General features: G+C 70.2%; 11 protein-coding genes and 1 pseudogene. 6 read left to right on the top strand and 6 right to left on the bottom strand.

Annotation, left to right across the window (positions count from 1 at the left end):
* Positions 1-79 precede the first annotated feature (79 nt).
* From AB0D14_RS39040 to AB0D14_RS39025, 4 genes and pseudogenes are all read right to left on the bottom strand, one after another.
* Positions 80-364: pseudogene (locus tag AB0D14_RS39040) on the bottom strand (transposase); the annotation flags it as partial.
* Positions 365-627: 263 nt separating this feature from the next.
* Positions 628-2766 (bottom strand): EAL domain-containing protein, encoded by a 2139-nt coding sequence (locus AB0D14_RS39035; RefSeq protein WP_362788399.1) that lies wholly within the window; start codon positions 2764-2766, stop codon positions 628-630.
* Complete coding sequence (locus AB0D14_RS39030; protein ID WP_362788396.1) at positions 2763-3575, bottom strand: SAM-dependent methyltransferase; 813 nt, start codon at positions 3573-3575, stop codon at positions 2763-2765. The genes AB0D14_RS39035 and AB0D14_RS39030 overlap by 4 nt, the downstream gene beginning before the upstream one ends.
* A gap of 364 nt (positions 3576-3939) precedes the next feature.
* Positions 3940-4941, bottom strand: coding sequence for an SCO0930 family lipoprotein (locus AB0D14_RS39025; RefSeq protein ID WP_362788393.1), 1002 nt, complete (start codon positions 4939-4941; stop codon positions 3940-3942).
* 305 nt (positions 4942-5246) lie between these two features.
* Here AB0D14_RS39025 and AB0D14_RS39020 point away from each other — a divergent pair, with 305 nt between their 5' ends.
* The 3 genes from AB0D14_RS39020 (at position 5247) to AB0D14_RS39010 (ending at position 7434) form a co-directional block, all read left to right on the top strand.
* Positions 5247-5855, top strand: coding sequence for a hypothetical protein (locus tag AB0D14_RS39020; protein WP_362788390.1), 609 nt, complete (start codon positions 5247-5249; stop codon positions 5853-5855).
* A 15-nt stretch (positions 5856-5870) separates the two neighbouring features.
* Positions 5871-6635, top strand: a complete 765-nt coding sequence (locus AB0D14_RS39015; RefSeq protein WP_362788388.1) for a hypothetical protein — start codon at positions 5871-5873, stop codon at positions 6633-6635.
* 259 nt (positions 6636-6894) lie between these two features.
* Positions 6895-7434 (top strand): hypothetical protein, encoded by a 540-nt coding sequence (locus AB0D14_RS39010; protein ID WP_362788385.1) that lies wholly within the window; start codon positions 6895-6897, stop codon positions 7432-7434.
* A 132-nt stretch (positions 7435-7566) separates the two neighbouring features.
* On the opposite strand, the gene AB0D14_RS39005 is transcribed toward AB0D14_RS39010, so the two are convergent.
* Positions 7567-8055 (bottom strand): hypothetical protein, encoded by a 489-nt coding sequence (locus tag AB0D14_RS39005; RefSeq protein ID WP_362788382.1) that lies wholly within the window; start codon positions 8053-8055, stop codon positions 7567-7569.
* Between the two features lie 332 nt (positions 8056-8387).
* On the opposite strand from AB0D14_RS39005, the gene AB0D14_RS39000 reads away from it, so the two are divergent.
* Entirely contained in the window at positions 8388-9050 is a 663-nt protein-coding gene (locus AB0D14_RS39000; RefSeq protein ID WP_362788379.1) for a class F sortase, read from the top strand.
* 105 nt (positions 9051-9155) lie between these two features.
* Here the strand turns inward: AB0D14_RS39000 and AB0D14_RS38995 are convergent, their stop codons facing one another.
* Positions 9156-10013: a polysaccharide deacetylase family protein gene (locus AB0D14_RS38995; RefSeq protein WP_362788376.1), complete on the bottom strand. Its 858-nt coding sequence runs from the start codon at positions 10011-10013 to the stop codon at positions 9156-9158.
* 150 nt (positions 10014-10163) lie between these two features.
* Here AB0D14_RS38995 and AB0D14_RS38990 point away from each other — a divergent pair, with 150 nt between their 5' ends.
* Positions 10164-10625 (top strand): universal stress protein, encoded by a 462-nt coding sequence (locus AB0D14_RS38990; protein WP_362788373.1) that lies wholly within the window; start codon positions 10164-10166, stop codon positions 10623-10625.
* 199 nt (positions 10626-10824) lie between these two features.
* On the top strand, positions 10825-11370 hold the full coding sequence (locus tag AB0D14_RS38985) for a sigma-70 family RNA polymerase sigma factor (protein ID WP_362788370.1): 546 nt from the start codon (positions 10825-10827) through the stop codon (positions 11368-11370).
* Positions 11371-11502: the final 132 nt, after the last annotated feature.

Here is an 11502-nt window from a genome sequence, read left to right as displayed (position 1 = left end):
CACAAAACCTTCATCTCCCCCACAGCACCATTTCCAGAAGCTGCCCTACAACCAACTCCTATTCATGTTCAGGACACAAGACCAGGGACAAGTCCGCCTCACCCCGTTTCGCCGCCTCCGCGATCTGCCCCTCCAACAGGGCCTCGAAGACGCCGGCGTCCCGCCACTGGCGGAAGCGGTTGTGCACGGTCGACCAGGCACCGAACTCGGCTGGCATCTCCCGCCACTGCCCGCCGGTCTTGAATCGCCAGATCACGCCCTCGAACTGCTGGCGCAGCCGCACGGGATACGGGCCGTACTCGCCGATCGGCAGGTACGGCTCGATGAACTCCCACTCCCCATCGGTCAGTTGTACGCGCGTCATGCAAGAACAAATACCGAACCAGGAACTGGAGCGAGGGCGGATCCCACAAATTGATCACGACTCGATACGCGCCCTAGTGCCGCGGCCCCGGTGGGGGCTGGGCGCGCAGTTCCCCGCGCCCCTGAAAGACGGGGCTGTGCCCCTGTCTTTCAGCAGCGGGGGGCTCAGCCCCCCGCTGTTTAGGGGCGCGGGGAACTGCGCGCCCAGCCACGACGCACCCGCACCCTCGGACGGCGCAGCGGAGCCATCTCCAAGCGCGGCGCTCAGCCGGTCGCGTCCACCAGTGCCAGGTCGTGCAGGCGGTCCGGAGGACCCGGGCGGGCGTAGTACCAGCCCTGGGCCGTGTCACAGCCCAGGAGGCGCAGCTGCTCGGCCTGGGCCCCCGTCTCCACGCCCTCGACCGTGACCGCGAGGTCGAGGCTGTGGGCGAGGGTGACGATCCCTTCGACGATCTTGAGGTCGACGGGATCGGCGGGAAACTGCTGCATGCCCTGGGTGAAGGACCGGTCGAGCTTGAGGATGCTCACCGGGAGGCGGCGCAGGTTGGCGAGGTTCGAGTAGCCCGTTCCGAAGTCGTCCAGCGCGATGTCGACGCCCATCTCGGCGAGTCGGCGCAGCGGCTTGAGGAGGTCGTCGTCGGCGCCGATCAGCGCGGACTCGGTGACCTCCAGGCAGAGCGCGTTCGGTTCGAGGCCGACGCGCTCCAGGATGTCGACCGTGTCGGAGACCAGGCCGGGGTGGGTCAGCTGGCACGGGGAAAGGTTGACGTTGATGCGCAGCGGGCCGGCGCCGGAGTGACGTTCCTGCCACACGCGGGCCTGGCGGACCGACTGTTCCAGGACCCAGCGGCCCAGCGGGACGATCAGGCCGGTGTGCTCGGCGAGCGGGATGAACCGGTCGGGGCCGAGTACGCCGTGCTGCGGGTGCAGCCAGCGGACGAGTGCCTCGGCGCCGTGCACACTGCCGTCCCCGAGATGGACGAGCGGCTGGTACTCGATGAAGAACTCGCCCCGGTCCAGCGCCGCGGGCAGCGCCGTGGTGAGCCCGTGCCGGGTGATGGCGCGGGCGTCGGCCTCGGCGTCGGCCAGCTCGTAACGGTTGCCGCCCGCCGACTTGGCCCGGTACATCGTGATGTCGGCGCTGCGCAGCACCTCCGCGGGGCCGCGCTCGCCCGCCGGGCCCTCGACGATGCCGATGCTGCCGCGGACCGTCAGTTCCCGGCCGTCGATGCGCACCGGACTGACCAGGGCGTTCATGATGCGGTCGGCGAGCGCGTCGACCTCGTTCTCGGTGTCGGGCCCGGTGGTCAGGGCCACGAACTCGTCGCCGCCGAGCCGGGCCACCATCTCGCCGGGCGCGGTCGCGCAGGACTGCAGCCGGTCGGCGACCTCGACGAGCAGCCGGTCTCCCGCCGCGTGCCCGAGGCTGTCGTTGATGGTCTTGAAGCCGTCGAGGTCGAGGTAGCAGAGGCCGAAGCGCATGCCTTCGCCGCCCGCGGCGACGGCCTTGTCGAGCCGCTCGAAGAACAGGGTGCGGTTGGGCAGTCCGGTGAGCGCGTCGTGCGTCGCCTCGTAGCGGAGCCGGAGGTTGAGCAGCCTGCGCTCGGTGGTGTCCTCCATGAGGGCGAGCTGGTACTGCGGCTGCCCGTCCGCGTCACGCAGCAGCGAGACGGTGAGGTTGGTCCACAGAACCGTTCCGTCAGGCCGGTAGAAGGCCTTCTCCACGTGGTAGTGCTCGCGGTGGCCGGTGACCAGCTCCTCGTAGAGCCGCCAGACCTGCGGGGCGTCCTCGGGGTGGGTCCACTCGGTGACGTTGCGCCCGCGCATCAGCTGCTCGGTGCCGCCGAACATGCGCAGCAGGGCGTTGTTCATCTGCAGGATGTTGCCGTCGAGGTCGGCGACGCCGATGCCGATGGCCGCGCCCTCGAAGACCGCGCGAAAGCGTGCCTCGGTAGCGTGCAGCGCGTCCGCGACGATGCCCTGGGCCTGCAGGGCGGCCCGTGCGATGGCCTCCTGCTCGGCCAGTGTCCGGTCCCGCAGCGCCTGCGCGAATCCGGCGGCCATGGCGTGCTGCAGCCGCGCGGAGCGGGCGCGCAGGGCGTCCTGGGGCCCGTCACCGCCGCAGTAGAGCACCAGATAGGCGTCGACGCAGTCGAGTGAGGCGCTGAGGGCCTCGGGCTCGGTGCAGTGCGCCCCGATGAGCGCGGCTCCGACGGCCTGTCCCTCGGCCGCCTCGAACATCCTGGCCCGCAGCGCCTCGCTGAGCCGCCGTGCGAGCGGCAGGAGGCGCTGCTCGAACTCCGGCCGGGTCAGCGACGTGGCGGTCACCGGGAAGACAGCCCGGCTCCAGATCGTCGCGAACCTGCGCAGTCTGTCCTCCGGCCCGTCCGGCTCCGCGGTCACGCCGCGCGCCCCACGCCCGCGAAACCCGAGTAGGAATAAGGATCCTCGTCCTCGGGCACCGGGTCGGGCCGCCAGTTCGGCATCGGCACCAGTCCGGGTTCCACCATGTCGTACCCCTCGAAGAACCGCGCGATGTCCTCGCGCGAGCGCATGATCAGCGGGTTTCGGATGTCCTTGTAGACGTCGACGGCACCACCGGCCCGCGCCGGGGGGAGCGGGATCCCCTCGTACGAGGCGTGCGTGACGACGAACAGGCTGCCGGGCGCCAGCGCGTCCCTCAGCTCTGCCACAGCCCCGTACGGGTCGTCCTCGTCCTCCACGAAGTGCAGTATGGCAACGAGGAGTAGAGCGACTGGCTGATTCAGGTCTATCAGGCGCTGCAGCCGAGGACTCGCCAGGATCTCCCGGGGCTTGCGGAGGTCACCGGCGACGGCGTCCGCGTCCTCGTTGTCGGCCAGGACGGACTCGCTGTGGGCGACGGCCACCGGGTCGTGGTCGACGTAGACGACGCGTGCGCCGGAGCAGGCGCTCTGGGCCACCTCGTGGACGTTGCCGAAGGTGGGTATGCCCGAGCCGATGTCCAGGAACTGGGTGATGCCCTCGGCGGCCGCGTACCGCACGGCGCGGCGCAGGAACGCCCGGTTCGTCTGCATGATCTTGGGGAGGCCCGGCATGAACTCCATGGCCCTGCGCGCCGCTTCCCTGTCGACCTCGAAGTTGTGCGATCCGCCCAGGTAGTAGTCGTAGATGCGGCTCACACTGGGCACCGAGATGTCGATGCCGCGTGGGGCCCAGGCGGGACGCTCCATCTGTCTCTCCAAGGCGTAGACGATCCAGTGTTCGAGCAGAGGCTACTGATCGCCCGCCAATGGGGCGAGTGGAAACGGAAATTGACCGTCCGTTCAAGACCGCCGGCCTCCGGCACCTGCCGGTACGGAATGCCTTGCGAAATCGCCCCGAAGCACTCCAAAGAGAGCGGAAAGAGATCTGAGGGAATCGCGTGGAGTCACGAAGAGTCGCGACGGGAGCGGTTCAGATGTGAAAAACCCGCTTCGCCCCCTCCGTGCGGTGCGGAGGGGGCGAAGCGGTGATGATGCGCACTTGCTCCGATGTTCCGGAGGGCGCGTTGTTCCGGAAGACTCGACGTTCCGGAGGGCTCGATGCTGCCGGTGGCTACTTCGGCTTGCCGAGCGGCTTGCCCTCGGGAGAGATCGCGTACCAAGTGCCGCCGACACCCTGGCCGTTGGTGTCACCGGCCTTCTTGTCACCCGCGAAGGTGTAGAGCGGCCAGCAGTCGATGCTCTGCTGCTTGAGTCCGTCCGGACGGTTGTTGATGACGTAGCCGCGCTTGCCGTCGTTCTTGTTGTCGATGCCCTTGGTGTCGGCGGCGTCCACCGGCTCGACGACCGGCCACTTCTCCAGGCACGCGCCGATGCAGTTCGACTTCATCGGCCACGGGACGTCCTTCTCGAACCGGTAGACCGTCATGCCGTTCTTGTCGACGACGACCTCGCCGAGCTCCGGGTCGTTACGGGTCGACAGACCGGGCAGGTCGGCGGCGGCCTCGCCGCCTCCGGCCGCCTCGCCGCCCCCGGCCGCCGCGGCCGCCTTCTTGCCGGTGGGTGCCGAGGCGTACCAAGTGCCGCCCACACCCTGACCCTTGGTCTCACCGGCCTTGGTGTCCTTCGCGAACCGGTACTGCGGCCAACCGTCGATGGTCAGCTGCTTCGTACCGTCGGTACGGGTGACCTCGCCGAGCAGGGACTTGTCAATGCCCACCGGGGCCGCGGCACCCGAGGACGGGACCGGGGGCCAGGCCGTGGCGCAGTCGCCGTCACAGGTCGACTTCGGCGGCTCGGCCGTGTCCTTGTCGAAGCGGTACAGCGTCATGCCCGCGCTGTCCGTGACCACTTCACCGAGCTTGTCGGTGTCCGCCACGGCAAGCTGACCGGCACTCTGTGCGGCCGCACCCTGCCCCGGCGCGGCCGCGGCACCCGTCTCGGTCCCCGGGCTCGCCGCCGCCCCCGCCGAACCGTAACCGTTGGCCGCGGGCGCCGCGCCCACGTTCTGGCTTCCGGTGGAAGTGCCCGCATCTTCCTGACCGCACGCCGTCGTCAGCACCAGCACTGCCGCAGCTGACGCTACGAGTGAGGCGCTCCGCCAGGAGGTCTTCATTGGTAACTCCCGCTGTTTGCATAGGTGTTGCGGCACTGCTCAGCACCGCGTATGGCCCTAGGTACGGGCGGGGGTGCGGTGATTGTTCAAAGAGAGCACACATTTCTTTCTGGTAACGCCCGGGATGCCTGCTCAGGATGGGGGTCGAGAGGCCGGCCGAAGCCCTTTCCCTGAGCGCCGTCCGGCGCCGCCCCGCACCGTTCGGCGGCGTTCGGCAACCGCGTGATGCCCGGTTGTCCCTCCTTCGGGGCAATTACCCCGTCAGTCCCGTGTGTGCGATCGCGCAGGGCCCGATGATCGCGATCGTGCCTCGACCACGACGACCTGGACCACTACGCACCACGCCGCCGCTCCGACTCGCCATCGGCATACGGCTGCTGGCGCTGCTCACCCTGACCTGGATCGCGAGCGGCGCACCGGCCCCCGCGGCCGCCGACGCGTGCGCGTACGCCTCCGCCGGCCCCGGTGGCGGCGGAGCGGTGGCGGTCGCGGGCAACTGCCCGACGCCTTCTCCCTCCCCGACACCGACGCCCGCTCCCCCCAGCCCGACGCAGAAACCCCCTCCCCCACCCGAACCCCCGCCGAAGCCGGCCCCCACACCGACGCCCACGCCGCCTCCCCCGCCGAAGCCGGCCCCCGCCCCCGCCCCCGCCCCCGCCCCGGTGGCCGTCGCCCCGCCCACGCCCGTGACGCCGCGGCCGATGTCCGCCGCGCCCCGCCCGGCACCTCCCGCGCCGCCCCCGGCTCCGGCTCCGGCTCCCAGAGCGCGGCCCGGCCCGTCGCCGGTGAGCTATCCGCCGTACCGCGTCAGAGCGCGCAAGGCCCCGCCCCGCGGCGGCCCGTCCCTGGTGTCGCTCACCCTGCTCATCACCGCGCCCGCGGTGCTCGCCGCCGCCGCGCTGCGCCCGCGCTGACCCCTGGAGGAATCCTTGTCGGAATGGCTTGTTCTCGCCCTCGCGATGGCGGCTGCCGCCGTCGTCGTCCTGATCGTCACCTTCGTGCGGCACCACACGGTCGCCGAGACCGACGATCCGTCCGACACTCCGGACGTCATCGAGTACATGACGATGATGATCGGCGTGGTCTACGCCATCGTGCTCGGCCTGGCCATCGCCGGCGTCTGGGAGGCGCGGGGCGTCGCCGAGGACCACGTCCAGGCGGAGGCGTCCGCGCTGCACGAGATCTCCGAGCGCGTACGCGTCTACCCTCCCGATGTGCGCGACCGCATCCGGGACGATGTCGACGCCTATGTCCACCATGTCGTGACCACCGAGTGGAAGAGCATGACCGACCACGGTCACGTCACCGGCCAGGGGGAGAAGCTGCTGGCCCGGGTCCGCCACGACATCACCGACTACGAGCCGCGGACGGACTTCGAGGCGCAGGCCTACCAGCCGCTCCTCGACCAGGTGACCGCGGCCGACACCGCGCGCACCGCCCGGGCGGAGTCGACGGCGCCGACCATGCCGGGTGTCGTGTGGTTCGGTCTGATCACCGGGGCCGTGGTGACCGTCGGGTTGATCTTCGCCCTGCAGATCCGCCGCACCCTGCGCGAGGTGATCCTGGCGGGCCTGTTCGCCGCGCTGATCGCCTTCCTGCTCTTCCTGATCTGGGACTTCGACGCTCCCTACAGCCGCGGGATCACGGCGACGGCGGACCCGTTCCTGACGCACTTCCCCGAAGCGGCGAAGTGACGGACCCGCCCGGGGAACCCGTACCCGGAGGGTGACGGGGCCGCACCGGGAGCCGCCCGGGGGGGGGCGGGCGCCACGCCGCGCCCGTCCCCCGGACGCCGGTACGGGACAACCTGTTCGGCCCACACGATTACCCCATTCGCGCGACTGCGATCGCGCCTTCGCCCGCACCTTCCTAGCGTTTCGATCGTCGAGGTGCACGTACGGCGCAGCGGAAAAGGTCCGCGGGCTGCTCCTCGGGGACCCGGAGGACTCACCTATGCGCGCGATACGCGTCGCCTCGGCGGCACTGCTGGGCATGACCGCCCTGACCCTCACCACGCCCGTCGCCGTCGCCGAGGGCCACGGAGACGGCGACGGCGACAGCGACCGCAACATCACCTCGTTCGGCTTCGACGTCTCGCCGTCGACCATCGCCGCGGGCGGCCGCGTCACGCTCTCGGTCAACGACTGCGAGTCGGAGACCCAGGTCACCTCCGGCGTCTTCGACACGGTGACGCTCCACAGGGGACAGTCCACCGGCTCGGCCACCGTCGACTGGGATGCCGAACCCGGCGCGGTGTACAAGGTGACGTTCCGCTGCGGGCACGAATCCGGCCATACGGATCTCACCATCGCCACCGGCCGCCCCGACGATCCGACGCGTCCTCCGGCCCACCGCGGCGTCAAGGCGGGCGTCGGCGGCACCGCCGGCGGCTTCGACCTGAGCGAGATCGGCCTCGGGGCAGCGCTCGTCGCCGGCTCGGTCGGCGCGGCGTACTACTGGTCACGCAGGCGCACCGGCGAACAGAGCGGCTGACGCGCCGGACGGCCCTTCGCCCCGGAACCACGACGGCCTTTCGCCCCGGAACCACTCAAAGGTCCGGGGCGAAGGGCCGTTCAGTGCGAGCCGGTCTCCGAAGGGGGCAGTCCGTCTTCGAGAGGGCCGGGATCAGATCTTGCTCTCGGAACGGCGGCGCATCCAGAACACCCCGCCGCCGACGAGCGCCAGTCCGACCAGCGTGCCGCCGATCGTCATGTCGGTCGGCGTGGCGCCCCTGGAACTGCTGCCGCCGAGGCCGCCGCGGACACCGCCGATGACGGTGAAGGCAGCGGACTTCGTGAGCTGGGGCTTGCCGTGGCAGTGGACCGTGACGTCGTACGAGCCCGGCGTGGCCGAGTGGTTGATGATCGCGGTTCCCTTCGACGTCTCGCTGTTAGTCATGATCGGCGAGAGAACGGTCCGCGGAAACGCGTTGGACGTCATGCTGCCGCCCTTCGGGCAGCCGTCGACGGTCACGGTGAGCTGTCCGCCCCGGGCGATGGCGCTGGGCATGGCGACGATATTGCTCGAGGAGTCCCAGGCCACGGCCTGAGGAACGGTGAGTCCGAGGGCGGCGACCGCTGTCGCAGAGACCGCCAGGGCACGAGTGGTGAGCATGTGATCCTCCGCGGGAGGCGCCCCGGGGAACGTCCCCGGGTCGATCGGCGAGAGAACACCTCCCAGACAGACACTCAGTTGTCGTGCACAGGGCCGCATTTCGAGAATGGTCCGTCCTGGTGAGAGGACACGCCGACGAAAAGGAACACAATCGGATATTGCCGCAGGTCACGGACCGTCAGAAAATATCTTCCGGTGGCGACTCGGATGGCGCACCGCGCCCCTCCCCGCCACCCGTTCGCACCTCTCCCGTCGCCCCGCGCGCTTGCCGCGCTTAGCGTTCTCGTATGCGCGACGGACGGGGCGACGGCCGCGTCGAGAGGGGTTTGCGAATGTCCGTGTCCGAGCTGGTCGACGAGGAGGAGCGCCCCAAGAAGCGCGCTCCATGGGGTGTCATAGCACTTGTTCTGCTGACCGGCCTCGCTCTCATTCGCAATGGTTCGGGAGAGTTCGACGTGGGGCCCCCGCAGCCCGCGACGGCCGCCGCCGCGGACAGCGCCGTCGCGGACCGGCCCCGGCAGAGCGCTGCGGCTCCCCTGCCGTTCTCCGTGGTGGACCGCATCAGGATCCCGGCGATCCAGGTCGACGCCCCCACCGTGCCGGTGGGCCTCGACATGGAGGGCTGGGTGGACGCACCGTCGCCGGAGAACCCGAATCTCGCGGGCTGGTTCTCGGGCGCGGTCTCGCCCGGCGAGAAGGGCACGGCCGTCGTCGTGGGCCATGTCGACAACCGGCAGGGGCCGGCCGTCTTCTACGGCCTCGGGGCCCTGAAAAAGGGAAATCGCGTGGAGATCCGCCGCCGGGACGGAAAGATCGCCGTTTTCGAGATCTACGGCGTCGAGGTGTTCGAGAAGACCGACTTTCCCGGAGACCGCGTCTACGGAAACAGCGGAAACCCCGAACTGCGTGTCATCACCTGCGGAGGCGGTTTCTCCAAGCAGAACGGCTACGACGGGAACGTCGTCGCGTTCGCCCGTATGGTCGAGGTCCGCTGAGCGCGTGGAGGCCCGTGGAATTCCACGGGCCTCCACGAAGTTCGCCAGGAGCTGCTGGAGCTGCAGGAGTTCCAGCAGCGCCAGCAGCTCCAGCGGTTTACGGCCCTATGTGAGCCGCCGCCGGGGCACGGTGATCCGGTAGCCCGAGTCCAGCAGCCGCGGAAGATAGTCGCGCAGCGCCTTCACGCTCTGCGAGCGGTCGCCGCCCGCGTCGTGCCCGAGAACCACGACACCCGGGGCGGCGCCCTTGATGACCCGGCGCTCGATGGAACGGGCACCGGGCTCCGTCCAGTCGAGGGTGTCGACGGTCCAGGCGAGCGGCTCCATGCCGAGCTGGGCGCCGATCTGGAAGGCGGCCCGGTTCCAGGCCCCGTACGGCGCACGGAACCAGCCGGGCCGCTCGCCGTACGCCTCCTGGATGACGTCGCAGGTGCGCTCCATCTGGGAGCGGATCGCGGACCTGCTGAGCCGGGTCAGGAGCGGGTGGGACCAGGTGTGGTTGCCGACGATGTGCCCCTCGTCCGACATCCGACGCAGCAGATCCTTGTTGTCGGCGGCCATCTCGCCGCACACGAAGAACATGGCGCGCACGTCGTGGTCCTTGAGGAGCCGCAGGATGTCCGGGGTGTAGCGGGGGTCGGGACCGTCGTCGAAGGTCAGCACCATGCTGCGGCCGCGCCCTGACACACGCAGGAACGGCTCGTGCCGTACGAGGGTACGTGCGGCCGTGCCGCGGACCGGCCCGTATCCGGCGATGGGCTGAAGACGGTAGGCGGAGGGCTTCCGGGCCGCCCTGTTCGCCTGGGCTCCGGCGGCAGGAGGGGCGGGAGCGGCGGAGGACCGGACCGGGGGGCCGATGTCGCCGGTGAACAGCTGTGCCGTGCCGGCCACAGCCGCCGCTCCGAGGCCGACGGCTCCGGCGAGCAACATCCGGCGCCGCGAGAGGGACTGATCCTTATTCATGACTAATCACTCGCCCGGAGGTGGCACACCACAGCACTGCGCCACCGGTGCGGTCGTATGAAAACACCCGTTGAGAGCATCGGCGTTCCGCGGACGGGCGGCGGGGTCCCGGACGGCGGCCGGATCCGCCGGGTCCGATAGCCTCAGGCCGTGACGGAACAGCACTCCCACCAGTTCGAACGTGGCACCGACGGACCCAAGGTCATCATGGTCGGCCTGGACGGCTCCGAGTCGTCGTTGCGTGCGGCCTCCTATGCCGGGGGCCTGGCCCGGCGGCAGCGGGCGCTGCTGACCCTGGTGTACGTGCAGCCGGTGATGGCGGCCGGGGCCGCGATGGGGGTTCCGGTCGCCGAGACGACCGACCAGATCGCCGAGGAGCTGGTCCGGGACATCCAGGCGGCGGCCGAGCAGGTCAAGGGCATATTCGATGTGCGCTGGGAGTTCCACACCTTCCGCGGCGACCCGTACAACGGCCTCGTCACGGCGGCCGACCAGCTCAAGGCGGACGCCGTCGTGGTGGGCGCGTCGGAGCAGGCCGGGCACCGGATCGTCGGCTCCGTCGCGATCCGGTTGGTGAAGGCGGGGCGCTGGCCGGTCACGGTGGTGCCGTAAGCCGCACCGTCGAGGCCGGGATCGGGACTGGCGAAATCAGGACAGGCGAGATCGGGACAGGGCCATCGCGGCAGGCGGAGGCGGAGCCTTCCGTCCCGGTTGACCGTTCGTCGTACCGTTCGCCGACGGGTTCGACCGTCTGCCGACGAGCCGTGTCCTGCCCCTGTCCCGGCGGGACGCCCTGCGCTGGCATACGGCCATGACGGCCGCCATCACCATGACCAGCAGGACGACCGCCGAGCACGAGCTGGCCGAATTGCAGCGGGAGCACGGAGCACCGCTCTTCGCCCTGATGCTGAGGCTCTCCGACGGAGACCGGCAGCGTGCCGAGGATCTGGTGCAGGAGACATTCGTACGAGCCTGGCAGCATCCCGAGGCCCTGCGCGCCGACGACTTCGATTCCGTACGGCCCTGGCTGCTGACCGTGGGGCGGCGCCTCGCCATCGACGCCCGGCGGGCCCGGCAGGCGCGGCCCGCCGAGGTCGGGGACGCCGTGCTGGAGAGCGCGCGGGTCGCGGCCGATCACGCGGAACGCTCCGTGGCGACCCTCGATGTGCGGGACGCTGTGAAGACACTCACTCCCGAGCATCGCGAAGTCCTGGTGCAGGTGTATTTCCGCGGGGCGAGTGTGGCGGAGGCTGCCGTGGCCCTGGGGATTCCGCCCGGTACGGTGAAGTCTCGCGCGTACTACGCGCTGCGCGCCCTGCGCCGGGTTCTTCCGGGATACGCGGCCGACCTGCGGTGAAACCGGAGGCTAGGTCAAGCCTCCGTAAAGCGCCTTGCTGAGGATCATGGTTGAGCAATCAGCTGTCCTCATCCGTGTTCCCGGTTGGGGCCCGGGTTCGGGCGACGCGCACGCACCGGAGGAGGGCAGGAA

Origin of the sequence: Streptomyces sp. NPDC048484 (genome assembly GCF_040651415.1) — a bacterium.
In the GTDB taxonomy this organism is placed as follows: Bacteria; Actinomycetota; Actinomycetes; order Streptomycetales; family Streptomycetaceae; genus Streptomyces.
The sequence above is the reverse complement of the archived record's forward strand: the minus strand, read 5'-3'. Positions and strand labels throughout refer to the sequence as shown.